Raw genomic sequence first — 23,707 nt, 5'->3', positions numbered from 1 at the left:
GCCGGCCTCCTCAGGCGGTCGTCGGCGTCGCGACGACGTCGGGGGTGTCGGTGGACTCGTAGTCGAAGGTGATGTCGCCCCACGTGGCGAGCGCGGTGTCGAGCGCCCGGTTGTGCTTGGCCGCGGCGCGCAGGATCGCCTCGCCCTCCGCGAGGTAGTCGCGGCCCTCGTTGCGGGCCTTGATCATCGCCTCCAGTGCGACGCGGTTGGCCTCCGCGCCCGCGGCGATGCCCATCGGGTGGCCGATGGTGCCCCCGCCGAACTGCAGGATCACGTCCTCGCCGAGGTGGTGCAGCAGCTGGTGCATCTGCCCGGCGTGGATGCCGCCCGACGCCACCGGCATGACGCCCGGCATCGACGCCCAGTCCTGCTCGAAGTACAGGCCCTTGACGGGATCGGCGGCCACCTTGTCCAACCGCAGCGTGTCGTAGAAGCCGGCGACCGAGTTGGGGTCGCCCTCCAGCTTCCCGACGACCGTGCCGGCGTGCAGGTGGTCCACACCGGCCAGGCGCAGCCACTTGGCGAGCACCCGGAAGCTCACGCCGTGGGTCTTCTGCCGGGTGAACGTGCTGTGCCCGGCGCGGTGCATGTGCAGCAGCACGCCGTTGCGGCGGGCCCACTTCGACATCGACTGGATCGCGGTGTGACCGACGGTCAGGTCGACCATGATCACGATGCTGCCGAGCTCCTTGGCGAACTCGGCTCGCTCGTACATCTCCTCCATGGTCGCGGCGGTGACGTTGAGGTAGTGGCCCTTGACCTCGCCGGTCGCGGCCTGTGCCCGGTTGACCGCCTCCATGCAGTAGAGGAACCGGTCGCGCCAGCGCATGAACGGCTGCGAGTTGATGTTCTCGTCGTCCTTGGTGAAGTCCAGGCCGCCGCGCAGCGCCTCGTAGACGACGCGGCCGTAGTTGCGCGCCGAGAGCCCGAGCTTGGGCTTGGTGGTGGCGCCCAGCAGCGGGCGACCGAACTTGTTCAGGTACTCCCGCTCCATCACCAGGCCGTGCGGCGGCCCTTGGAAGGTCTTCACGTAGTGCGGCGGGATGCGCATGTCCTCCAGCCGCAGCGCCTTGAGCGGCTTGAACCCGAAGACGTTGCCGATGATCGAGCTCGTCAGGTTCGCGATCGAGCCCTCCTCGAACAGATCGAGCTCGTAGGCGATCTTGGCGAGGTACTGCCCCGGCGTGCCGGGCACGGCCTCCACCGAGTAGCACTTGGCCTGGTAGTGGGCGTAGTCGGTGAGCCGGTCGGTCCACACGACCGTCCACGTCGCGGTGCTCGACTCACCGGCCACTGCGGCTCCGGCCTCCTCGGGCGGCACCCCGTCCTGCGGCGTGATGCGGAAGGCGCACAGCACGTCGGTGTCCTTCGGGACGTAGTCGGGCTGCCAGTAGCCCATCTCGGCGTACGGGATGACGCCGGCGTTCCAGCGGTCGCTCATGACTTCAGCGTGCGAGCCGAACGCTTCGGTGTCTATCGAGACTTTTCCCAGAAAAGTAAACCGATCACTCAATCGTTGAGGCCGTCAGCGGAACCGTCGCCGTCACCGTGGTGCCGTGCCCGGGCGCCGATGACACCCGCAGCGTTCCGCCGACCAGCTCGGCCCGCTCCGCCATCGACTGCATGCCGTAACCGCGCTCCGGGTCCCCCGGCGCGTCGGGGTCGATCCCCACGCCGATCCCGTCGTCGGCGATCTCCAGCTGCGCCGCGCCGTCGGCGAGCGCGAACCGCAGCCGGGCCCGGGTGGCCTTGGCGTGCTTGACGACGTTCTGCAGCGCCTCCTGCGCGATCCGGTACAGCGCGATCTCGATGTGCTCGGGCAGCCGGTCGTCGGCCAGGTCGAGGTCCACCTCCACCTGCGGCACGCCGCGGGCGAGGCTGGCCAGCCCGCCGGACAGACCCAGGTCGTCGAGCACCGGAGGGCGCAGCCCGCCGATCGCCGCGCGGGCCTCGTCCAGCGCGAGATCGACCAGCCCGCGGGCGTGGCGGAGCTGGTCGGCCGCGGCCGCCGGCTCGGTGGTGAGCAGGTGCCCGGCGGCGTCCAGGTGGTAGGAGAGGGTGACCAGCCGCTGCGAGATGCCGTCGTGGATGTCGGCGGCGACGCGGCGGCGCTCGGTCTCCTGCGCGGCGATCACCTGCTCGGCGAACCGCTCGTGCGCCCGTTCCCGCGCAGCCAGCCGCCGGTGCATGACGGCCTGGTGCATCGCGCCGGCCACCAGGCCGCCGATCGACATCAGCAGCCGCACGTCCCGGTCGCTGAACTCGCGTCGGTTCACCGTGTGCACGTTCAGCACGCCGACCAGCCCGGCCGCCCCGGACGCCATCGGCACCGAGGCCATCGAGGTGAAGTCGGTTCCGCGCAGCGCCGGGATCTGCACGTAGCGCGGATCGGCGTGCTTGTCCTCGACGAGCACGACCGGCTCGCGGTGGGCGGCGACCCAGCCGGTCACTCCCGTGCCCAGCGGCAGCCGCACCCGGCCCACCTCCTGGTCGAACGGCGGGGTCGCCCCGGTCAGCGTGAGCGAGCGGCCGGTGTCGTCGAGGACGTGCACGAAACACACGTCGGTGGCGGTGGCGTCGGTGATCAGCCGGGCCACCGCGGCGGCCAGCGGCTCGACGTCCGGCCCGCTGGACACGGCGTCGATGACGGCGTGGAGCAGGTCGTTCTCCCGCTCGGGATCGAGCGAGTCGATCCGCTCCGTCACCGGAAGGTCCCCTCGCGCAGCGCTGTCGCGACGGCCGAGTCGCGGTCGCCGACCCCGAGCTTGCGGTAGATCGAGCGCAGGTGGCTCTTCACCGTCTCGTCGCTCACGACCAGCCGGTTCGCGATGCCGCGGTTGGACAGGCCGGTGACCATCAGCGAGAGCACCTCGCTCTCCCGCTGGGTGAGCCCGCGCCGCGCGCCGGGCCAGCACTCCTCGCTCTGCATCCGGGCCGCGGTGCCGACCGCGCGACCGGCCAGCTCCGGGTCGATCACCGTGGTGCCGGTGAGCGCCAGCTCCAGCTGCCGCACCAGGTCCTCGCCGCTGATCTTCTTCAGCAGGTAGCCCGCCGCGCCCGCGCGCAGGGCCTGGAACAGGTACTGCTCGTCGTCGTAGACGGAGAGCAGCACCACCTTGACCGCCGGGTGGCGCTCGCGCAGCGTGCGGCACAGGTCCAGGCCGCTCATCTGCTGCATGCGCACGTCGCACAGCACGATGTCGGGCTGCAGCGCGGCGACCACGTCGAGGGCCTGCTCGGCGCCGACCGCGCTGCCGACCACCCGCACCCGGCCGCGGAACGACGCGAGCATCGCGGTGAGGCCGGCGATGACCATCTCGTGGTCGTCGACCAGGACGAGGCGGATCGGACCGGTCGCCGGTGCGCTCATCGATCTCCTTCACTGCAGGTCGGCCGGTCAGCTGCAGGCCTGGCGTCCGTGCTGGAACCTCCGTGCTGGGTCCGCTGCGCGGGACCGTCCGGGCAGGATCGCACCGCGTCCGGCCGGGCGCATCCGCCGGCCGGACGGGCTTCGCCGCAGACTGCGCGACCGATCATCACCACCGGGCGCAGCGCGCGCACCCCCGTCACGGGGGATCCCGCTGGGGAACGCTCAGCCGTCCCCGTCCGCCGCTGGCCGGCGGAAGCGCTCGGCGACGAAGGCGGCGAAGCGGGCCACCACGGGCGGCTGGGGGCGGTCCCCCTTCAACGCCAGCCCGATCGTGCGGTGCGCGGCGGCGTCCCGCAGCGGTAGGTACGTCACGCCGGGCTCGAGCCGGTCGGGGCGGGGTGCGGGCACGATCGCCACCCCGAGCCCGCCGGCGACGAAGCCCGCCATCGTCGCGATCTCCGAGCCCTCGAACGCGATCTGCGGGGTGAACCCGGCCCGCGCGCACAGCTCGTCGGTGATCCGGCGGAACCCGATGGGCGGGCGCAGCACCACGAACGGCTCGTCGCGGGCCTCGGCCAGGTCGATCTCGGCGCGGTCGCCCAGCGGGTGGTCGAACGGCACGGCCAGGCAGAGCCGCTCGCGGTGCAGGGCGGTCCACACGACGTCCGCGCCGGCCGGGCGGGGCGAGGTCAGCCCGACGTCGATGCGCCCGGCGTGCAGCAGCTCCTCGATCTCGTGCCCGACGGCCTGGGTCAGCTCGAACGTCACACCGGGGACGTCGGCGCGGAAGGCGCGCAGCACGTCGGGAACCAGCCAGGCGGCGATGGAGTGCAGGAACGCGAGCCGGACGGTGCCGCGGTCCGGGTCGCGCAGCGCGGCGATGCGCTGCTTGGCCGCGGTGATCTCGGCGAGGCTGCGCCGGGCGTGCTCCAGCATGATCTCGCCGTAGCGGTTGAGCTGCAGCCTGCGGTGGGTGCGGTCGAACAGCGGCGCGCCGACCTGGCGCTCGAGCCTGCCCAGTGCGCGCGACAGGGTCGGCTGGGCGACGTTGAGCCGTTCGGCGGCCTTCGTCATGTGCTGGGTCTCGGCGAGCACGACGAACCACTCCAGCTCGTCCAGTGTCGCCACCCGCCCATCATGCGTCACGCGCATGAGCGGGTCCACCGCACCCGCGCACGCGCATCAGGCGCGGCGGAGGATCTCGCGGGCGTGGGCCAGCACCGGGGCGTCGACCATGCGGCCGCGGAACCGGAAGACCGCGTCGTTGCCTTCCGCGGCGGCCAGCACCGCGCGCGCCCACTCCACCTCCTCGGCGTTCGGGCAGAACGCGGCGCGCACGACGTCCACCTGGCGGGGATGGATGCACGCTTTGGCGAAGAACCCCGCGCCGGAGGCCGCGATGCTGTCGGCCTCCAGCGTCCGCTCGTCCTCGATGTCGATCAGCACGGTGTCGACCGGCGAGATCCCGGCGGCCCGGGCGGCGTAGAGGATCCGCACCCGCGCCTCCTCCAGCACCGGCTGGTAGCCGCCGTCCAGGTTGCGCCGCCACCGGGCGCCCAGGTCGGCCATGAGGTCCTCGCTGCCCCACATGAGGCCCGCGCAGTTCGCGGCCCCGGCGATCTCGGGGGCCGCGAGCACCCCGCGCGCCGTCTCGCACAGCGCCACGACCGGGTGCGGTGCGAGTGCGGCGACGTCCTCGGGACGCTCGGCCTTCGGCAGCATCAGCACGAGGTCCGGGTGGGCGGAAAGCGCTGCGACGTCGGCGGCGTGCCACTCGGTGTCCGCGGCGTTGACCCGCACGAGTACGGCCGCCGGGTCCAGGCCGGCGAGCGCGTCCAGGACGGCCCCGCGGGCGGTGTCCTTGTCCTCCGGCGCGACCGCGTCCTCCAGGTCGAGGATCACCGCGTCGGCCGCGGCGGCGGCCTTCGCGAACCGGTCGGGCCGGTTGCCGGGGCAGAACAACCACGCCGGGCCGGGCAGGCTCACCACCTGTCCAGCCCGCCGCGCTTGACCAGCTGCGACACGATGACGTTGCGCTGGATCTCGTTGGTGCCCTCACCGACGATCATCAGCGGGGCGTCGCGGAAGTAGCGCTCGACGTCGAACTCGGTCGAGTAGCCGTAGCCGCCGTGGATGCGCACGGCGTTGAGCGCGATCTCCATCGCGACCTCGGAGGCGTAGAGCTTCGCCATGCCGGCCTCCATGTCGCAGCGCTGCCCGGACTCGAACTTCTCCGCGGCGTAGAGGATCAGCTGCTGGGCGGCGGTGAGCTTGGTGGCCATGTCGGCCAGGTAGTTGCCGATCGACTGGTGCTGCCAGATCGGCTTGCCGAACGTCTCGCGCTCCTGGGCGTAGCGCAGCGCGTCGTCGAACGCGGCCCGGCCGACCCCGAGTGCGCGGGAGGCGACCTGGATGCGCCCGGTCTCCAGCCCCTTCATCATCTGGGAGAAGCCCTTGCCCTCGACCCCGCCCAGCAGGGCGTCGACGGGCACCCGCATGTCCTGGAAGATCAGCTCGCAGGACTCCACACCCTTGTAGCCGAGCTTCGGCAAGTCCGTGGACACGGTCAGCCCCGGCCCCTGCTCGACCAGCAGGATGGAGATGCCCCTGTGCTTCGGCTGGGCATCCGGATCGGTCTTGCACAGCAGCGCGATCAGGCCGGAGCGGCGGGAGTTGGTGATCCACGTCTTGGCGCCGTTGATCACGTAGGAATCGCCGTCGCGGCGGGCGACGGTGGTCATCGCCTGCAGGTCCGAGCCACCTCCGGGCTCGGTGAGCGCCATCGTGGCGCGCAGCTCGCCGGTGGCCATCCGCGGCAGGTAGCGGTCCTGCTGCTCGCGGGTACCGAACTGCACCAAGAGCTTGGACACGACCGTGTGCCCGCCCATCGCGCCGGCCAGGCTCATCCAGCCGCGGGCCAGCTCCGCGGTGACCAGCGCGTAGCAGGGCATCGACACCGGCGCCTCGCCCCACGGCTCGGGGATCGCCAGCCCGAAGATCCCCATCTTCTTCATCTGCTCGATGAACGCCTCGGGATAGGTGTTGGCGTGCTCCAGCTCGCGCACCTGCGGGCGGACCTCGCGGTCCACGAACTCGCGGACGGTGTCGATGACGGCGCGTTCCTCGTCGCTCAGCGCAACCATTGCTCGATTCCTCCGGTGGTGGGGTCAGACGACGTTCCCGGCGCGCAGGTCGGCGATGCGGTCGCCGTGGCCCAGCTCGCGCAGGATGGTCTCGGTGTGCTCGCCCAGCGCCGGGACGGCCGCCATGACCGGCTCGATCCCAGCGAGGTCGACGGGCGGGCGCAGGGCCTGCATCGTGCCGCCCGGGACGGCGACGTCGTGCCAGCGCTTCCGCTCGGCGAGCACCGGGTGGTCGGCGAGCTCGGCGACGTCGCGGATGCCGGCGTTGGCGATACCGGCGCCGTCGAGCAGTGCGGTGGCCGCCTCACCGGTCAGCGTGCGCAGCCGCGCGCTGATGATCGCGTCCAGCTCGTCCCGGTGCGCGACCCGGGCGGACGTGGTGGCGAAGCGGGGATCGTCGGCGAGCGCCGCGTCGCCGAGGACGTCCGCGCACAGCCGCTGCCACTCGCGGTCGTTCTGCACCGCGAGCAGGACGGTCCCGTCGGCGACGGCGTAGGGGCCGTACGGCGCGATCGTGGCGTGCCGGGCGCCGGTGCGGGCCGGGGTGCGGCCGCTGCACGCGGCGTAGTAGGCGGGTGCGCCCATCCACTCGGCGAGCGCCTCGAAGAGGGAGACCTCGACGGGGGTCACCTCGCCGGTCGTGGCCCGCCGCAGCAGCGCGGTGAGGATGCCGGAGTAGGCGTACATCCCGGCGGCGATGTCGGCCACGGAGATGCCCGCCTTGACCATCTCCTCCGGGGTGCCCGTGACCGAGAGCAACCCGGCCTCGCACTGCACGAGCAGGTCGTAGGCCTTGCGGTGGGCCCATGGCCCGGTGCTGCCCCAGCCGGTGATCGAGCACGGGATCACCCGGGGGTGGCGCTGCGCGAGCGCCTCGGCGTCGAGGCCGAGCCGGCCCGCCGCGCCGGGGCCGAGGTTCTGCACGAACACGTCGGCGGTGTCGAGCAGCTCGGCGAGGATCGCGCGGCCCGCCGCCGACTTCACGTCGAGCGTCAACGACTCCTTGCCCCGGTTGAGCCAGGCGAAGTAGCTGGAGGTGCCGTGCACCGCCGTGTCGTAGTGGCGGGCGAAGTCGCCACCGTCCGGCCGCTCGATCTTCACCACGCGGGCGCCGAGATCGGCGAGCTGGCGCGTGGCGAACGGGGCCGCGACCGCCTGCTCGAGGCTGACGACGGTGATGCCGGTGAGCGGGGGCGTGCTCATGCGCCGTCCCGGGTCAGCCGTGCGGTGCCGATCAGCGACGGGGCGACGCCCTCCGCGGCGACGGCGAACTCCACCTGGCCACCGGAGCGCTTGCCGGCGGCGACGATCGTGGCCGGCTGGAACGCGGGGCGGGCGAGCCGGTAGGAGAACTCGGCGACGTGCTCGTCCGGGGCGTTGATCCGCGGCAGCTCCAGGGCCAGCAGCGCGAGCAGCGGGCCGTGCACGACCAGGTCCGGGTAGCCCTCGACGGCCGTCGCGTACGGGGCGTCGTAGTGGATGCGGTGGCCGTTGTAGGTGAGCGCGCTGAACCGGGCCAGCAGCACGGGATCGGTGGCCAGGCTGCGCCGCCACTCGCCCTCCGGCGCGGGCTCGTCGCCCTGCGGCCGGGCGATCGTGCGGCGCGGGGTGCCCTCGGGCTCGGACCGGTAGACGATGTCCTGCTCCTCGACGGCGACGGGCGCGCCGTCGACCGACAGCTCGTAGCGCACGGTCACGAAGAGCATCGCGCCGCTGCGCCCCGACTTCGGCGTCACGGACGCGACCGAGGCGCGGCTGTGCAGCAGTGACCCGTACGGGATGGGGGCGAGCCTGCGCAGGCGGCCGCCGGCGAACATCCGCCGCCGCCCGGGGATCGGGGGCAGGAACGGCCCGTTCGCGGGGTGACCGTCCTCGCCGAGCTCCGCGGTCGCGGGATGGTCGAGGAGAGTGAACCAGTGCCAGAGCGGGGGGAGCGGGTCACCCTCGTCGAGTGCTGGCGGATCGGCGTCGAGGAGCGCGGCGAACGCGGCCGACGCCCACGGGTCGACCCGGCGCGCGGTCTCCACGGTCGGTGGCCGCCAGGAGGACGCGATCTCCTCGAGCACGGTTGCTTCGGTCTCGGACACGGGCTCCCTCCGTCGTCACGGTGGTGGCCGGTCGGCCGGCCACGCGACGGGAACCAGCATCCGCCATGCGCAGCGATACGTGAAATGACAACTTTCGCAAGGATCGATGCGTCTCATACATGAGTGGAGCCGGCCGCCGGTCCGGCCGTGATCGTTCGGTGCCGTCGGGCGCTGCGGGCTCGGCGGTGCGGGCGCTCGCCTGCGTCGAGCCGCCGCCTTCTGCGGCGGAACGCGGTGGGTCGAGATCGACAGGACCCGCGGCGGGTGTGGGGGCGGCGGCGAGGTAGGTGCAGGCGCCCGTCGCCGGGTGGTTCGCCGCCGCCCCGACTCGATCAGCATCGACCGTGCGCCGCGATACGTGAAATAGCGGTTCATGGGTCGGGCGATGCCTGTGGCGCATCGAAGCGCCGATCGGGAACGGCGGCGGGCCGGTGATTGCCTGCCACTGGATCGCCGCCGTCCCGGGGCTCGGGGCCGGGATCGCCGACCGACCGGCACCGATCAGCATCGGTCATACGGGCGGATACGTGAAATGACGGTTTGTCGGTTGGCCGATGCGTCGTGTGCATCGATCGCCTCCGGTCGCGGCTGACCGGGTGCGCAGGACCTCGAGGCCCGGACCGGACAGCTGCGCCAGCGCCACCGGCCGGCCGGTCAGCACCAGGAGCAGCGCGGAGATCGAGCCGCGGACCTCGGGCCCGGCTCCGGCCGTCCACGTGACGTCGTCGGCCACCAGCCGGCCGCCGGCGCGCCTGCGCCGGGCGTGGAACATGCGGTCGTGCCGGCGCGCCGCCTGCCTGGATCGCGCCGTTCAACCCGCCGCGCCGAGCCGCGTCCACCACCGCGCGGGGCAACCCGCTCCAGCCGGTGTCTGCAGCGCGACGTGCGCGGCCACGTCGCGGACGGTCCAGCCGCTGCAGAGCGATGGCCTGGTCCAGTCCGCGGCGGAGAGCGTCGCCAGCAGCTGCACCAGGTCGCGGCGGTGGGCGTCGACAGCGGTCCAGGCGGCCTCGCGGCCCGTGGCAGCCCCTCGTCGAGGATCCGGACCCGGGTGCGGCGACCTGGAGGAGGATGGCAGGCAAGCCGCTCTCCGGCAATCCCCGAGGTGCGCCGCGGATCACCCTCACGGCCGCGGTGCGCCCGGTCGCACGTCGGCGATGATCAGCGCGAACACACGTGCGACGGAGAGTGGGACGGGATGCACATCGCGGAGCTGCGGCGCTACCCGGTGAAGTCGATGCTGGGCGAGGTGGTTCCGCAGGTGCGCCTGGATCCCGCGGGCCTCGACCGGGACCGCGCCCTCGCCGTGATCGACCACGAGACGGGGCTGGTCGCCTCGGCCAAGCAGGCACGGCTGTGGCGGGATCTGCTCCAGTTCTCCGCCGCGGTCCGCGACGGCCACGTGGTGATCGAGGGCCCGGGCTGGACCGCGACCAGCGACGATCCCCGGATCGACCACCTGCTGTCGGCGGCGCTCGGCCGCCGGGTACGGCTCACCGGCGACCGCCCGGCCGGCGCGACCGTGGAGCGGCCCGATCCGCAGGACGTGCTCACGCACGGCGTGGAGGCCGAGTTGCCGTCCGCGCCGCTCGAGCTCGCGCAGGGCACGCCGGGCGCGACGTTCGTCGACTACGCCCCGGTGCACCTGATCACCACCGCCACGCTCGCGGCGATCGGCGTCGAGGCCCTCCGCTACCGGCCCAACCTCGTCGTCGAGACCCCGGACGGGACACCGGCGTTCGTCGAGAACGACTGGCTCGGCCGCGAGCTGCGCATCGGGTCCGGCGTCGTGCTGCGGGTGGTGCTGCCGACCCCGCGCTGCGCCCTGCCCACGCTGGAGCACGGTTCGTTGCCCCGGGCGCCGCAGGCGCTGCGTGCGCTGCTGGACACGAACCGGATCGACGTACCCGGGTTCGGTGTGCTGCCGTGCGCCGGCTGCTACGCGGAGGTGGCCGGGCCGGGCGTCGTCCGCGTCGGTGATCAGGTCACGGCCGGGTGATCATCGCCGGTAACCTCCGTCCCGGACTCAGCCGTGCCGGAGAGGGACATCCGTGAGCGTTCTCGACCTGTTCCGCGTCGACGGCAGGGTCGCCGTCGTGACCGGGGCCTCCAGCGGCCTCGGCGTGGCGTTCGCGACCGCGCTGGCCGAGGCGGGCGCGGATCTCGTGCTGGGCGCCCGCCGCGAGGACAAGCTGGTGGAGACCCGCGAGCTGGTGGAGGCGACCGGGCGGCGCGCGATCGCCGTGCGCACCGACGTGACCCGGCCCGAGGACTGCCGGGCGCTCGTCGATGCGGCGATGGCCGAGTTCGGCCGGGTCGACATCCTGGTCAACAACGCGGGCGTCGGCAGCTCCGTCCCGGCCAGCCGGGAGACGCCCGAGCAGTTCCGCGCGGTAGTCGAGGTCAACCTCAACGGCTGCTACTGGATGGCGCAGGCCTGCGCCAGAGTGATGCAGCCGGGCAGTTCGATCGTCAACATCTCCAGCGTGCTCGGGCTGACCGGCAGCGGACTGCCGCTCGCGGCCTACTCGGCCACGAAGGCGGGGCTGATCGGGCTCACCCGCGATCTCGCCGGGCAGTGGACCGCGCGCAAGGGCATCCGCGTCAACGCGCTCGCGCCGGGCTTCGTCGCCTCCGAGATGGTCGACGAGGTCGAGGACGCGTACCTGGAGCAGAAGGTGCTGCCGCGGCTGCACGTCAAGCGGCTCGGCCGGACCGAGGAGATCGCGGCCGCGCTGCTCTTCCTCGTGAGCGACGCCGGTGGCTACATCACTGGCCAGACCCTGCCCGTCGAGGGCGGGATGCTGATCGGTTCCTGAGGTCTCCCGCGGTCTCGACGACCACCGACCCCGGCCGGGTTCAGACCAGCAACTGCCCGGGCAGCTCGGCGCGGAACCGCGCGTACCCGGCGCGCAGCCGGCGGCCCGGCCAGTCCTCGGGCTGCAGCGCGGGCGGCAGCACCGGGTCCGCGACGAGGTGGCGCACGATCGCGGCGGCCACGGTGATCCGGTCGGCGAGATCGGTGGCGGCGGCGAACCGCTCCTGCAGGCGCCGGGCCCGCTCTGCCCACGCGGGGAGGTCCCACAGCGTGGCGACCAGCTCGTGCGGATCGCCGTCGGGTCGGCCGACGAACCGCGTCGTCACGCCCGCCGGATCCGCCGGGAACTCGCGGCGCAGGTTCGCCGGACGCGTCCACACGCCGTCGCGCAGCTCGGCCAGTCGCAGCTCGGTGAGCTCCGCCCGCAGCTCCGCGCGCTCGGCCGCGGGCCGCCCGACCGCGGTGATGACCACGATCTCCCACTGCCCGCGCCACGGCCGGGTCGCGGGCTCCAGCGCGGCGTCCTGGCGCTGCTGGCGGCGCAGCAGTCGCTCGGTCAGCCGGTAGCCCGTCTCCGTGCGCACCAGATCGCCCGCGGCGACCATGCGGGTGAGCGCTACGCGCAGCGTCTGCTCGGCGATGCCCAGCCGCTCGGCGCCACGGACGAGCCCGCGCGCGGGCAGCTCGGGCGGATGGCTGCCGAGCAGCAGCGACAGGACGACCGACCGCGCGCTCAGCGGGCGCAGCCCGAGATCGTCCGCAGCCACGGGCACAGTCTGCCAACCTGCACCGGTCATTACATCGCTTGTACAACTGGTGGAGAAGTGTAATGCTCGGACGATGACGACCGGCATCACAGCTGCTGCCGCCTGGGCCACCCACGAGGTGACGAACCAGCCGCCGCCGCACGTCCCGTACGACGCCGCCGCCGATCCGGCGCTGCTCGAAGGCCTGCATCGGGAAGGGGCCGGCTGGCACGAAGCGGACCTGCGCCGTCTCGGGCAGCTGGCCGGTGGCGCCGAGGCCCAGCGCTGGGCCGAGGAGGCCGACACGAACCCGCCGGTGCTGCGCCCGGTCGACCGCTACGGCCACCGCATCGACGAGGTCGACTTCCACCCGAGCTGGCACGAGCTGGTGCGGGTCGCGGTCGCCGAGGGCTGCGCAGGCGCCGCGTGGGCCGACGACCGGCCCGGCGCGCACGTCGCCCGCTTCGCGACCTTCATGGTGTGGGGGCACACCGAAGCCGGCCACGCGTGCCCGATGTCCATGACGTACGCGGCCGTGCCCGCCCTGCGCCACCAGCCCGAGCTCGCCGCCGTCTACGAGCCGCTGCTCGCCAGCCGCGTCTACGACCCGGGCCTGCGGGTGCCCACCACCAAGCGCGGCATCCTCGCCGGGATGGGCATGACCGAGAAGCAGGGCGGCTCGGACGTGCGCACCAACTCCACCACCGCCACGCCCACCGGGGAACCCGGCGTCTACGCCCTGCGCGGGCACAAGTGGTTCACCTCGGCGCCGATGTGCGACGTGTTCTTGGTGCTGGCCCAGGCGCCCGGCGGCCTGTCGTGCTTCCTGGTCCCGCGGGTGCTGCCCGACGGCAGCCGCAACACCTTCCGCATCACGCGCCTGAAGGATAAGCTCGGCAACCGCTCCAACGCCTCCTCCGAGCCCGAGTTCGACGGCACGCTGGCCTGGCTGGTCGGACCGGAGGGCCGTGGGGTCAAGACGATCATCGAGATGGTCAGCTGCACACGGCTGGACTGCGTCGGCGGCTCGGCCGCGCTCATGCGCAAGGCGCTCGTCGAGGCCGGTCACCACGCCCGCCACCGCAGCGCCTTCGGCTCCCTGCTGATCGACGCGCCGCTGATGCGCAACGTGCTCGCCGATCTCGCCGTCGAGTCCGAAGCCGCCACCACGCTCGGCATGCGCCTGGCCGGAGCGGCCGACCGCGCCAACCGCGGCGACGCCGACGAACTGGCGTTCCGCAGGATCGCGACCGCGATCGGCAAGTACTGGGTCACCAAGCGCGCCCCGGCCTTCGCCGCCGAGGCGCTCGAGTGCCTCGGCGGCAACGGCTACGTCGAGGAGTCGGGGATGCCGCGGCTCTACCGCGAGGCCCCGCTGAACTCGGTGTGGGAGGGCGCGGGCAACGTCAACGCGCTCGACGTGCTGCGCGCACTCGCCCGCGAGCCGGAGTCCGGCCAGGCGCTGATGAGCGAGCTGGCCCGCGCGCACGGCGCCGATCGGCGGCTCGACGCGGCCGTGGACCGGCTCGCCGCCGATCTGGCGGGGATCGCCGCCGATCCCGACCGGGCGCAGGGCCAGGCCCGCAGGCTCGTCGAGCGGATGGCGCTCACGCTGCAGGGATCGCTGCTCGTGCGGTACGCCCCCGCCGCGGTCGCCGACGCGTTCTGCGCGTCCCGGCTGGCCGGCGACGGGGGGTTCGCGTTCGGAACGCTGCCGGCGAACGTCGACGTCGGCGCCATCCTGCAGCGCGCGCTCCCGGAGGGCTGCTGACGCGGCGTCAAGCGCGGGCCGGGCTCCCCGGCTCGGCGGCGAGCCCGGCCCGGTACTCCTCGCCCCACGCCCGCAGCTGCGCGATGATCGGCACCAGGGTCCGGCCGAGCTCACTCAGCGCGTACTCGACCCGCGGCGGCACCTCGGGGTGCACGGTGCGGGTGATGAGCCCGTCGGTCTCCAGCTCGCGCAGTTGGCGGGTGAGCATCCGGGCCGTCACGGCCCCCAGGCTGCGCTGCAGCTCGCCGAAGCGCATCGTGCGGGCGGCGAGGTGCTCGAGGATGACCACCTTCCACTTGCCGCCCACCACCTCCATGGCGAGCTCGGTGGGGCAGTTCCGCGCAGCCTGCCGGACGGTCTCGCGCACGGGACCCAGCCTACGGCCGCACCACCAGTCCGACGGCTTCGATCTCGACCAGCCACTCGGGCCGGGCCAGCGCGCTCACCTGGGCGATCGTGTCGGCCGGGTACGGCTCGGTGAAGTACTCCCGGCGCAGCGCGATCACCTGGTCGATCACGGACATGTCGGTGACGAAGATGGTCACCTTGACCACGTGCTCCAGGCCGGAGCCCGCGGCGCGCAGCACCCGGTCCAGGTTGGCGAACGCCTGCCGCGCCTGCCCCTCGAAGTCGCTCGCCACGGTGTGGCCGTGCTCGTCGATGCCGGCCTGCCCGGAGACGTGGACGAGGTCGCCGACGCGGATCGCCTGCGAGATGGCGTACGGCTCGTACCAGTCGGGATCCGTCCTGATCTGCTCTCGTAGCGCGGATGTCATGGCTGCAGCGTCGGTCGGTACCCGCGCCCCGACAAGTACGGTCTTTTTCCCGCGTTACTACACCTGCGTACACCGTGCTGGTCAGGGCGGCGCTGGTCTGGGTGGCGCTGGTCTGGGTGGCGGGGCGTGGTCGAGCACGGCGAGCAGCTGTCGTTCGGACGCGTCGAGGTAGCCGGTGAGCGCGGTGATCGCCGCGGTCCGGCGACCGGCGTCGAGCAGCTCGACGAGCTGGTCGTTGGCCGCGACGTACGGCTCGTGCAGGGCGCGTTCGTCGGGCATCTGCAGGAACGCCAGTCGCAGCTCCGCGATCAGCTGCTCGAACATCTCCGTGACGTGCACGCTGCCGCACCCGGACACCATCACCAGGTGGAACGCCATGTTGGCGGTACCCACCGCCGTCCAGTCACCTGCGCTGGCCGCGGCGCGGGCGGCCATCACCTGCGCTCGCAGCCGCTCACGCAACTCGGCGTCGCGCAGCGCGGCCTCCACCCCGAGCGGCTGGACGAGCCTGCGGGTCGCGAACAACTCGCGCACGTCGCCGGCCGAGACGGTGCGCACATGCACCCCGCGGTGCAGCGCGTGGCCGACGAGGCGCTGGTGGGCGAGCAGCCGGAACGCCTCGCGCACGGTGTTGCGGGAGACCCCGAGCGCCGTCGTCACGGCTTCCTCGCGCAGGCGGGTCCCCGGCGGCAGCGCCCCGTCGGTGATGCGGCGGCGCAGGGTCTCCGCCACCTGCTCGGCCGTCGTGGTGCGGTGGAGCGCGGCGGTGCCGGGTCCGAGCGCGTCGGCGAGATCGGCCCCCGACATCACTGTCCCCTCGAACTCGCCGGGAAGAAAGTTCAATCATCCCCTTGTCGGATTGTTCAACAATCCGTACTCTTCCCGCAACCACCCCGCTGGGGGGGCGAGGAGCGAGGGAGATCTCGATGTCAGCAGTGTCCGAGGTGCATGGGGGGTCGACGAGCTCGGTCCGGCGCGTCATCGTCGCCAGCCTCGTCGGCACCTCGCTCGAGTGGTACGACTTCTTCATCTACGGCACGGCCACCGCGCTCGTGTTCAACGTGCTGTTCTTCCCCGGTGTCGACCCGCTGCTGGGCACGATCCTCGGGTTCATCACCGCCGCGGTCGGGTTCGTCGCCCGCCCGCTCGGCGGGATCGTGTTCGGGCACTACGGCGACAAGGTGGGTCGCAAGACCGTCCTGGTCGTCACCCTGGTCCTGATGGGGGCGGCGACGTTCCTGATCGGCCTCGTGCCGACCACCGACGTCATCGGCGCCTGGGCGCCCGCGCTGCTCGTGCTGCTGCGGTTCCTGCAGGGCATCGGACTCGGCGGTGAGTGGGGTGGCGCGGTGCTCATGTCGCTGGAGTCCGGCGCGGCCGATCGCCGCGGCCTCAACGCCAGCTGGCCGCAGGTCGGCGTGCCCGTCGGGCTCCTCCTCGCGAACGGTGTCCTGGCGCTCATGCAGGCCGTCACCGACAAGGAAGCGTTCCTCGCCTGGGGCTGGCGGGTCCCGTTCCTGCTCAGCGGGCTGCTCGTGATCGTCGGTCTGTGGATCCGCATGACGATCGCCGAGAGCCCGCTCTACAAGAAGGTGGAGGCCTCGGACAAGAAGGCCAGCGCTCCGCTGATCGAGGTCGTTCGGCGCTTCCCGAAGCAGATCCTGCTCGCGCTGGGCGCCCGCGTGGGTGTCGACATCGCCTTCTACGTCTTCGTCCTGTTCATCACCACCTACATCACGACCTACCTGGAGCTGCCCGGCTCGCTCGCGCTGAACGCGGTGCTGATCGCCGCGGCGATCCAGGCGTTCGTCATCCCGCTGTTCGGTGCGCTCTCCGACACCTACGGCCGCCGGCCGATCTACATCGCCGGAGCCGTCGGCGCAGCGATCTGGGTGTTCGCGTTCTTCGCGCTGCTCGACACCGGGAGCTTCCCGCTGATCCTGCTCGCCGCGGTCGTCGCGCTCATCTTCCACGCGGCGATGTACGGGGTGCAGGCGTCGTTCATCGCGGAGATGTTCCCGACGGCCGTCCGCTACACCGGTGCCTCCATCGGCTACCAGCTCGCCGGGATCGCCGGCGGCGCCCTGGCCCCGATCATCGCGACCACTCTGCTGGCCGCCTACGGCTCCTCGATCGCGGTCTCGATCTACGTGGTCGTCGCGCTCGCCGTCACGACGCTGTGCGTGCTGCTCTCCCGGGAGACCGCGAAGATCGACATCGCCGCGGAGGACGTGGCCCTGACCGCCGGGTCGGCGTCGTGAGCCCCGACCGCGACGCCGACCCGGAGCCCGAACTCAGCCTCCGCGACCGCGCCATCCTGCGGGCGGTCGCGGAGGGACGGGCGGAGCTGGTCGGCCCGGGATGGAGCGACCTGGTCATCGACGGCAGGTGCTGCGCCGACCAGGCCGCAGCCCGGCGGCTGGTCCGTCGGGGCCTGATCGCCGTCGCCGACCGCGTGCGGCAGAACAGGAACCGCGCCGCCGCGTGCCTCACCAACCAGGGCCGTCGCCGGCTCGAGCCGGCGTAGGACCGCTGCGCCCCGAAGGGGGGTGGGGCGCAGCGGATGCGGAGGGGGTGGCCTCGGCCGCCCCCTCCGCTGCGTCCTGAGCACGATGCTCCACCCGGCGGGCCGCGCGCTCGGCCTCCCGCGCCGCGACGTCCTCGGCCGAGCAGAACCCCCGTCCGCTGCGCTTCAGGCACAGCAGGCCCAGCAGGGTGCCGTCGTGGTCGACGACGGCGAGCCGGCGCTGCCGCCGCGCCGCCATCGCCAGCCGCACGTCCTCGGCGTCACCGCCCGGACCGATCACCCGGCCGTCGAGGGCACCCACCGTGCTGACCGGCGCCTCGGGATCGGCCCCCTCGAGATCGGCCCGCTCCACCACCGACACCAGCGTCGGGCCGTCGACCACGAGCACCGCGTGGATGTGGTCGTCGGCGAACACCGCGCGGGCCTGCGCCACGGTCGTCTCCGGGCCGCACGTCCGTGGGGTGTGCAGCATCACGTCCTCGACGGTGGGCATGCGCGCATTGTCCACCGAACAGCGGCGTCCACCGCCCGGTCGCAGCAACCGAGTGGCGCCCGTCACTGACGAAGAGCGGCCGGCATGGGGAGAACACCCCATGTGTGCGGGTCGTTCCCGCCCTAGCGTCGGCGGCCATCGACAAGGGGGGCCGACGATGACGTTGATCGACACACCGGGGGAGGACACCGCCGAGGGCGAGGTCGCGCGGATGTACGGCGCGGAACGCGCCCGGCACGGCTACGTGCCCGAGTACGCGCGGATCTTCGCCCACGCCCCGCAGGTGTACGCCGACTGGGCCGCGCTGTCCCGCGACATCCGCGGGTCCATGACCCCGCTGCGGTACGTGCTGGTCACGCTCGCCGCGGCGCGGGCGCTGCGCTCGACGTACTGCAGCCTCGCCCACGGCAGGCTCCTGCGTGACCTGCTCGGCGGGCCGGACGCCGTGCTGGACGTGCTGGCCGGGCGCACGGACCGGTTCGATCCGGCCGACGTCGCAGCGATGGAGCTCGCCGCGCAGACCATCACCGACCCCAACGCGATCACCTCCGCCGACCTGCGCCGCGCCCGCGCGGCCGGGCTGACCGACGGCGAGATCGTCGCGGTCGTGCTGGCCGCCGCGGCGCGGTCGTTCTTCAGCACCGTGATCGGCGCGTTGGGCGCCGTCCCCGATCGCGAACTCGTCGGTCGGCTCGAACCCGCGCTGCGCGAGGCGCTGGTCGTCGGGCGCGCCACCGAAGACGTGACCGCGCCAGGCGCGGTCCGCAACCCCACCCTGGAAGAGATCGGAGCAACCGGATGAGCGCCAAGGCCGTGATCAACCTGACCACCGGGCTCGAGGACGCCGAGAAGGTCACCGTCGCGTTCCTCACCGCCGTCGCCGCAGCGGAGGCGGGCCGGCCCACGATGATGTTCCTGACGAAGGAGGCAGTCCGGCTCGCCGTACCCGGCGTCGCGGTCGCCACGGCGTGCGACGGATGTCCGCCGCTGCCGGACCTGCTCAAGCGCTACAGCGCCGCCGGCGGCCGCTATCTGGCCTGCCCGATCTGCATCAACGCGAAGGGCCTCGAGGACGTGGAGCTGATCGAGGGCGCCACGGTCGGCGGAACCGTTCCGCTGTGGGAATGGATCGGCGACGAGGGCGCCACGACGTTCAGCTTCTGATCCCGGACACCCCGGAGGTGTCCGCTTGCAGGAAAGCCGCTCTCCCGCCACGAAACGGCAGGAGAGCGGCTCTCCTGCCGTTTCCCCGCCTCCGGCCCCCGCTCGCCGCCCTCGGCGCCGGGGAGCGGCCGCCGGACTCCTGGTGAAACTCCCTGGACCCGGCACCGGGCTCCCGCAATGCTCGGGAAGACGGGGAGGAGCCGGGGATGACCGACCGTGAACACGACATCGTGGTGTTCGGCGCGACCGGGTTCGTGGGGGAGCTGGTCGCGGCGTACCTCGCCGACCACGCCCCCGCGGGCACTCGCTTCGCACTGGCGGGCCGATCGCCCGGCAAGCTCGCCGCGGTCCGCGACCGGTTGCCCGCCGCGGCCCGCGAGTGGCCGCTGATCACGGCCGACGCCACCGACGCGGCCACACTGGCCGGGCTCGCCGCGAGCGCCCGCGTCGTCGTCACCACCGTGGGGCCGTACGCGAAGCACGGGATGCCCCTGGTGGAGGCGTGCGCGGCCGCCGGCACCCACTACGCCGACCTCACCGGCGAGGTGCTGTTCGTACGCGCCGCCGCCGACAAGACCGACGCCGCGGCCCGCGCCACGGGCGCGCGGATCGTCCATTCCTGCGGCTACGACTCGATCCCGTCCGACATCGGGGTCCTGCTGCTGCACGAGCGGGCCGCGGCCGACGATGCGGGCGGGCTCATCGAGGTCCAGCTCGTGGCGACGGCGCGCGGCGGCTTCTCCGGCGGCACGATCGACACCGCGCGCGGCCAGCTCGACGCGATCCGCACCGACCGCGCCGCCCGCGAGATCGCCTTCGACCCGTACGGGTTGAGCCCGGACCGCGCCGGCGAACCGGAGATCGAGCAGCCGCCGGACGCCCCGCGGCCCGCGCGCCTGCCGGACGGCACGTGGACGGTGCCGTTCATGATGGCGGGCTACAACACGCGGATCGTGCGCCGCAGCAACGCGCTGCTCGGCTGGGCGTACGGGCGCGATCTGCGCTACGGGGAGGTCATGGGCTGCGGGACGGGTCTGAAAGGGCTCGCGACCGCCGCAGCCGTGATGGGCGGCATGGGCCTGATCGCGGGCGGGCTGGCGCTTCCGCCGACCAGGGCGCTGCTCGACCGGGTGCTGCCCGCGCCCGGCACCGGACCGAGCGAGGAGGCGCGCCGGCGCGGCTGGTTCCGCGACGTGCTGCACGCGCGCACCGAGAGCGGCCGGCGGTACCGGGGGGTCGTGGCCGGCCGCGGCGACCCGGGCTACGCGGCCACCGCGGTGATGCTGGGGGAGAGCGCGCTGGCGCTGGCCCTCGACACCGACCGGCTGCCTGACCGGGCCGGTTCGCTCACCCCCGCCACCGGGATCGGCTCGGTGCTGGCCGAGCGGCTGCGGGCGGCCGGGCACACGTACACGGTGGAACCGGCCTGATCACGCCGGTGTGCGGCGATCGTCACCTCGCGGTGAGTCCGCGGACGCGCGGCCGGCGGCGATCCTCGGCGCCGGACCGAGGAGCCTCGACGTCCTGGGGCCAGGTCGGCGAGTCCTGCGCCGCCCTGCTCGGGGCGATCGCGGGGGTGTTCGCTCCTGGTCCCCCTGATCTCACGTCCTGATCCCCCGGGGCCGCGGATCGTGCTCGGCCTGCGGGTCGGCGGTGAAGATCCGCTCGCAGACGTCGTAGATCAGCCCGGCCTTCGCGTTGTTGTAGTGCATCACATCGGTGAACCCCTGCCGGGCGAGCTCCCGTTTGAGCTCGGCGTAGGCGGCCCGGTCGTCGGCGTGGGTGCGCAGCCAGTCGCGGAACCGGCGCATGCGCTCGCCTTCCCTGGAACCGGGCGGGAACACGTGGACGTTGCTGGTCGGGTCGGCACCGCGGAAGAACCGGTGCTGCTCCGCGTCGGGTTCGCGCCCGCCCAGCACGAACCCGACCGCCTCCATGGCCGGGACGTAGGCCGCTTCGTCGTCCGGATCGGCCACCGCCACGAGGACGTCGATCACGGGCTTGGCCCACAGGCCGGGCACCGCGGTCGAGCCGACGTGCTCGATCTGCCGCGCGACCGGCCCGAGCGCTTCGGCGATGCGGGCGCGCACCCGCGCGAAGTCGGCGGGCCAGCGCGGGTCGGGCGCCACGACCTCCACCGGGGCCGGAACGTGCGGCCGGAGCCGGAAGCGGGCGATCTCCTCGTCGTCGGGCACGCGGAAGGGCCGCCAGAGCGGATGGGTGGGCACGCTCGGACCGTACGCGACAGTCCCGCAGCTGCGTCGAGGACCACGTCGTCGTGCTCTCGGATCGATTCATGTCGCAACGAGTTCGTTCTCGACGCAGTTCTCGGGCAGCGGCATACCCTCGCCGCGTGGACGACTTCGTGCTCCTCGCCGGGTCCGCCAACCCCGGGCTCGCCCGGGCCATCGCCGCCTACCTCGATCACCCGCTGCACCAGGGCGAGACGCTGCGGTTCAGCGACGGCAACCTGTTCGTCCGCGTCCCGACCAACGTCCGCGGCCGCGACGTGTTCCTCGTGCAGGGCACCGCGTTCCCCGTGAACGACAACCTGGTCGAGCTGCTGTTCTGGATCGACGCGCTCGAACGGGCGAGCGCGGCGTCGGTCACCGCCGTGATCCCGTACTTCTCCTACGCGAAGGGCGACAAGAAGGACGAGCCGCGGGTGTCGATCCGGGCTCGGGTGTGCGCCGACGCGATCGAAGCAGCCGGTGCCGACCGCGTCATCACGATGGATCTGCACGCCCCCCAGGTCCAGGGCTTCTTCACCATCCCGGTCGACGATCTCTACGCGCTGCCCGTGCTGTGCGACACGATCCGGGCCGCGGACGTGCCCGATCTCGTCGTCGTCTCCCCGGACGCCGGGTTCGCCAAGAAGGCCAAGCGCTACGCCCGTCGGCTGGGCGCGCCGCTCGCGATCGCCGACAAGGAGCGTTCCGACCACACCGAGTCCGCCACCGTCGTGGACCTGATCGGGGAGGTGCGCGGCCGCACCGCGCTGATCGTGGACGACTTCACGGTGTCGGCCGGCACCCTCACCGACGCCGCCCGCGTGCTGGTCGACCGCGGGGCCGCCGCCGTGCTCGCGCTGGTCACCCACGCCCCGCTCACGGAGCAGGCGGTGGAACGGCTCGCGGCCAGCCCGATCGAGCGCTTGTACGTCACCGACACCGTCGAGGCAGGGCCGGTCGAGCTGACCGACCGCATCGAGGTCGTGTCCGTGGCCGGGCTGTTCGGCGAGGCCATCCGACGGATCGCCCGCCGGGAGAGCGTCAGCGTCCTGTTCGACTGACCCCGCTCGATCGGGCACCGGCGAGCAGGTCGGCGATCCGGCGGACGCCGATGCGCACGGCCCGCTCGGTCATCGTCCCCAGGCCCAGGACGAGCTGCGGCGGCTCAGGGCTGCGGTCGGCCCGGTACGCACTCATCGGGGACACCCCGACCGACCGCGCGGCGGCCCCCGCCACCGCGTCGGCCTCGGACACCCCGGCCGGCAGGTGCGCGACCGCGTGGAAACCGGCGGCGAGCCCGCTGATCCCGACGGCCGGTGCCTGCGTGCGCAGCTCGTCGACCAGCGCTTCGCGGCGGGCCGCGTAGATCCCGCGCATCCGGCGCAGCTGCCGGTCGTAGCGGCCGGAGGAGATCATCGCCGCCAGCGCGACCTGGTCGATCACCGGCGATCCGCGGTCGGCCAGCAGCTTCTCGGTCACGAGCGCGTCGGTGAGCGCGGGCGGGCACACGAGCCAGGCCAGCCGCAGGCCGGGGGCCAGCGCCTTGCTCGTCGTCCCGATCATGATCACCCGCTGCGGGGCGAGACCCTGCACGACGCCGACCGGTTCCTTGTCGTAGCGGAACTCGGCGTCGTAGTCGTCCTCGACGATGTACGCGTCGTGGTCGCGCGCCCAGGCCACCAGCTCCCGCCGGCGCCGCGGGGAGAGCACGACCCCGGTCGGCCACTGGTGCGCGGGGGTGACCACGACCGCCTGGGCCCCGCTCGCGGCGAGCGCCGCCACGTCGATCCCGTCGTCGTCGACCGGCACCGGCACCGGCTCCATCCCTGCCCCGGACATGGCGGAGACGACCGTGTGGTCGGAGTAGCCGGGATCCTCGAACGCGATGCGCCGCACCCCCATGCCCTGCAGCACCCGTCGGGTCAGCTCGATCCCCTGCGCGAACCCCGCGCAGATCACGGTGCGCGCCGGATCGGCCGCCGCCGCCCGCACCCGGCGCAGGTAGCCGGCCAGCACGCGGCGCAGCTCGGGATGGCCGCGGGTGTCGAGGTAGCCGAGGTCGGCGTTGGGCAGGGTGCGCAGCGCCTCCCGCACCGCCCACGCCCAGTCGGCCCGCGGGAAGCTGCCCAGGTCGGGCACGCCCACGGCGAAGTCGTACTCGAACCGCGGTGCGGCGGGCGCCTCCGGTTCAACCCGGGCCTGCTCGACGTCGCTGTGCACCGCAGCGACCCGCGTGCCGGAGCCGGTCCGGCTCGTCAGGTAGCCCTCGGCCAGGAGCTGCTCGTAGGTCTCCTGCACCAGCCCGCGCGACACCTCGAGCTGGCGGGCCAGTTCCCGCGACGACGGCAGCCGCTCCCCGGCCCGCAGCCGTCCGCTGCGGATCGCGTCGCGCAGTGCGGCCAGCAGCTGGGTCCGCAGGGGTTCGGGCAGCGAGCGGTCCAGCCGCAGCAGCAGCTCCGGCCCGATGCCGCCCCAATCGACGGTCACGCGGGCTCCCCGGCCACCTGTACTCGCCTCACCGGCACCCGGCCGGACAACGCCGAGAGGTGGCGGTCGAGCCAGTGGCGCGGGAGCCGTGATC

At 73.2% G+C, this 23,707-nt stretch carries 26 protein-coding genes; 9 read left to right on the top strand and 17 right to left on the bottom strand.

Annotated features, from left to right (window positions below; all coding sequences use genetic code 11):
* Positions 1-10 precede the first annotated feature (10 nt).
* From BUE41_RS10245 to BUE41_RS32870, 10 genes are all read right to left on the bottom strand, one after another.
* On the bottom strand, positions 11-1,441 hold the full coding sequence (locus tag BUE41_RS10245) for a form I ribulose bisphosphate carboxylase large subunit (protein ID WP_073456788.1): 1,431 nt from the start codon (positions 1,439-1,441) through the stop codon (positions 11-13).
* A gap of 64 nt (positions 1,442-1,505) precedes the next feature.
* Positions 1,506-2,705 carry a GAF domain-containing sensor histidine kinase gene (locus tag BUE41_RS10240; protein WP_073456787.1) on the bottom strand — a complete coding sequence of 400 codons (1,200 nt, stop codon included), beginning with the start codon at positions 2,703-2,705 and terminating at the stop codon, positions 1,506-1,508.
* A complete protein-coding gene (locus BUE41_RS10235) occupies positions 2,702-3,370 on the bottom strand; it encodes a response regulator (RefSeq protein WP_073456786.1) in 669 nt (222 codons plus the stop codon). The genes BUE41_RS10240 and BUE41_RS10235 overlap by 4 nt, the downstream gene beginning before the upstream one ends.
* Positions 3,371-3,592: 222 nt before the next feature.
* Positions 3,593-4,498: a LysR family transcriptional regulator gene (locus BUE41_RS10230; RefSeq protein ID WP_200803842.1), complete on the bottom strand. Its 906-nt coding sequence runs from the start codon at positions 4,496-4,498 to the stop codon at positions 3,593-3,595.
* 54 nt (positions 4,499-4,552) lie between these two features.
* Complete coding sequence (locus tag BUE41_RS10225; protein WP_234997138.1) at positions 4,553-5,356, bottom strand: HpcH/HpaI aldolase/citrate lyase family protein; 804 nt, start codon at positions 5,354-5,356, stop codon at positions 4,553-4,555.
* Positions 5,353-6,513 carry an acyl-CoA dehydrogenase family protein gene (locus tag BUE41_RS10220; RefSeq protein WP_073456783.1) on the bottom strand — a complete coding sequence of 387 codons (1,161 nt, stop codon included), beginning with the start codon at positions 6,511-6,513 and terminating at the stop codon, positions 5,353-5,355. The genes BUE41_RS10225 and BUE41_RS10220 overlap by 4 nt, the downstream gene beginning before the upstream one ends.
* A 24-nt stretch (positions 6,514-6,537) precedes the next feature.
* Complete coding sequence (locus tag BUE41_RS10215; RefSeq protein ID WP_073456782.1) at positions 6,538-7,716, bottom strand: CaiB/BaiF CoA transferase family protein; 1,179 nt, start codon at positions 7,714-7,716, stop codon at positions 6,538-6,540.
* Positions 7,713-8,600, bottom strand: coding sequence for an HTD2 family dehydratase (locus BUE41_RS10210; RefSeq protein WP_143172076.1), 888 nt, complete (start codon positions 8,598-8,600; stop codon positions 7,713-7,715). Before BUE41_RS10210 ends, BUE41_RS10215 begins: the two co-directional genes overlap by 4 nt.
* Before the next feature lie 511 nt (positions 8,601-9,111).
* The gene (locus tag BUE41_RS10205) at positions 9,112-9,333 is read right to left on the bottom strand and encodes a hypothetical protein (RefSeq protein WP_143172075.1); all 222 of its coding nucleotides are present in this window, start codon (positions 9,331-9,333) and stop codon (positions 9,112-9,114) included.
* Positions 9,334-9,411: 78 nt separating this feature from the next.
* The gene (locus BUE41_RS32870; protein ID WP_143172085.1) at positions 9,412-9,678 is read right to left on the bottom strand and encodes a maleylpyruvate isomerase N-terminal domain-containing protein; all 267 of its coding nucleotides are present in this window, start codon (positions 9,676-9,678) and stop codon (positions 9,412-9,414) included.
* Between the two features lie 120 nt (positions 9,679-9,798).
* On the opposite strand from BUE41_RS32870, the gene BUE41_RS10195 reads away from it, so the two are divergent.
* A complete protein-coding gene (locus tag BUE41_RS10195; RefSeq protein ID WP_073456780.1) occupies positions 9,799-10,599 on the top strand; it encodes an MOSC domain-containing protein in 801 nt (266 codons plus the stop codon).
* Between the two features lie 52 nt (positions 10,600-10,651).
* Entirely contained in the window at positions 10,652-11,419 is a 768-nt protein-coding gene (locus BUE41_RS10190; RefSeq protein ID WP_073456779.1) for an SDR family NAD(P)-dependent oxidoreductase, read from the top strand.
* 40 nt (positions 11,420-11,459) lie between these two features.
* On the opposite strand, the gene BUE41_RS10185 is transcribed toward BUE41_RS10190, so the two are convergent.
* Complete coding sequence (locus BUE41_RS10185) at positions 11,460-12,185, bottom strand: PaaX domain-containing protein, C- domain protein (RefSeq protein ID WP_200803840.1); 726 nt, start codon at positions 12,183-12,185, stop codon at positions 11,460-11,462.
* Between the two features lie 73 nt (positions 12,186-12,258).
* Between BUE41_RS10185 and BUE41_RS10180 the strand changes: the two genes are divergently transcribed.
* Entirely contained in the window at positions 12,259-13,935 is a 1,677-nt protein-coding gene (locus BUE41_RS10180) for an acyl-CoA dehydrogenase family protein (RefSeq protein ID WP_073456777.1), read from the top strand.
* Positions 13,936-13,942: 7 nt separating this feature from the next.
* On the opposite strand, the gene BUE41_RS10175 is transcribed toward BUE41_RS10180, so the two are convergent.
* The 3 genes from BUE41_RS10175 to BUE41_RS10165 form a co-directional block, all read right to left on the bottom strand.
* A complete protein-coding gene (locus BUE41_RS10175) occupies positions 13,943-14,302 on the bottom strand; it encodes a winged helix-turn-helix transcriptional regulator (protein ID WP_073456776.1) in 360 nt (119 codons plus the stop codon).
* A gap of 10 nt (positions 14,303-14,312) precedes the next feature.
* The gene (locus BUE41_RS10170) at positions 14,313-14,711 is read right to left on the bottom strand and encodes a RidA family protein (protein ID WP_073456775.1); all 399 of its coding nucleotides are present in this window, start codon (positions 14,709-14,711) and stop codon (positions 14,313-14,315) included.
* Positions 14,712-14,792: 81 nt separating this feature from the next.
* Positions 14,793-15,518, bottom strand: coding sequence for a GntR family transcriptional regulator (locus tag BUE41_RS10165; protein WP_073456866.1), 726 nt, complete (start codon positions 15,516-15,518; stop codon positions 14,793-14,795).
* Between the two features lie 119 nt (positions 15,519-15,637).
* On the opposite strand from BUE41_RS10165, the gene BUE41_RS10160 reads away from it, so the two are divergent.
* Both BUE41_RS10160 and BUE41_RS10155 read left to right on the top strand, forming a co-directional pair.
* Positions 15,638-16,972, top strand: coding sequence for an MFS transporter (locus BUE41_RS10160; protein WP_073456774.1), 1,335 nt, complete (start codon positions 15,638-15,640; stop codon positions 16,970-16,972).
* On the top strand, positions 16,969-17,238 hold the full coding sequence (locus BUE41_RS10155) for a hypothetical protein (protein ID WP_073456773.1): 270 nt from the start codon (positions 16,969-16,971) through the stop codon (positions 17,236-17,238). The genes BUE41_RS10160 and BUE41_RS10155 overlap by 4 nt, the downstream gene beginning before the upstream one ends.
* On the opposite strand, the gene BUE41_RS10150 is transcribed toward BUE41_RS10155, so the two are convergent.
* On the bottom strand, positions 17,201-17,731 hold the full coding sequence (locus tag BUE41_RS10150) for a CBS domain-containing protein (RefSeq protein ID WP_073456772.1): 531 nt from the start codon (positions 17,729-17,731) through the stop codon (positions 17,201-17,203). The genes BUE41_RS10155 and BUE41_RS10150 overlap by 38 nt on opposite strands.
* A 157-nt stretch (positions 17,732-17,888) precedes the next feature.
* Between BUE41_RS10150 and BUE41_RS10145 the strand changes: the two genes are divergently transcribed.
* From BUE41_RS10145 to BUE41_RS10135, 3 genes are all read left to right on the top strand, one after another.
* Entirely contained in the window at positions 17,889-18,533 is a 645-nt protein-coding gene (locus BUE41_RS10145; protein WP_073456771.1) for a carboxymuconolactone decarboxylase family protein, read from the top strand.
* Positions 18,530-18,895, top strand: a complete 366-nt coding sequence (locus BUE41_RS10140; protein WP_073456770.1) for a DsrE family protein — start codon at positions 18,530-18,532, stop codon at positions 18,893-18,895. Before BUE41_RS10145 ends, BUE41_RS10140 begins: the two co-directional genes overlap by 4 nt.
* Positions 18,896-19,101: 206 nt before the next feature.
* Positions 19,102-20,325, top strand: coding sequence for a saccharopine dehydrogenase family protein (locus BUE41_RS10135; RefSeq protein ID WP_073456769.1), 1,224 nt, complete (start codon positions 19,102-19,104; stop codon positions 20,323-20,325).
* Between the two features lie 171 nt (positions 20,326-20,496).
* Here the strand turns inward: BUE41_RS10135 and BUE41_RS10130 are convergent, their stop codons facing one another.
* Positions 20,497-21,123, bottom strand: a complete 627-nt coding sequence (locus tag BUE41_RS10130) for a GrpB family protein (protein ID WP_073456768.1) — start codon at positions 21,121-21,123, stop codon at positions 20,497-20,499.
* Between the two features lie 125 nt (positions 21,124-21,248).
* On the opposite strand from BUE41_RS10130, the gene BUE41_RS10125 reads away from it, so the two are divergent.
* Entirely contained in the window at positions 21,249-22,187 is a 939-nt protein-coding gene (locus BUE41_RS10125; protein WP_200803839.1) for a ribose-phosphate diphosphokinase, read from the top strand.
* Here BUE41_RS10125 and pdxR read toward each other — a convergent pair.
* Positions 22,168-23,613 carry a MocR-like pyridoxine biosynthesis transcription factor PdxR gene (gene pdxR / locus BUE41_RS10120; protein ID WP_073456766.1) on the bottom strand — a complete coding sequence of 482 codons (1,446 nt, stop codon included), beginning with the start codon at positions 23,611-23,613 and terminating at the stop codon, positions 22,168-22,170. The genes BUE41_RS10125 and pdxR overlap by 20 nt on opposite strands.
* Positions 23,614-23,707: the final 94 nt, after the last annotated feature.

Origin of the sequence: Pseudonocardia thermophila (genome assembly GCF_900142365.1) — a bacterium.
In the GTDB taxonomy this organism is placed as follows: domain Bacteria; phylum Actinomycetota; class Actinomycetes; order Mycobacteriales; family Pseudonocardiaceae; genus Pseudonocardia; species Pseudonocardia thermophila.
This window is presented reverse-complemented; position numbering and strand designations above follow the sequence as displayed.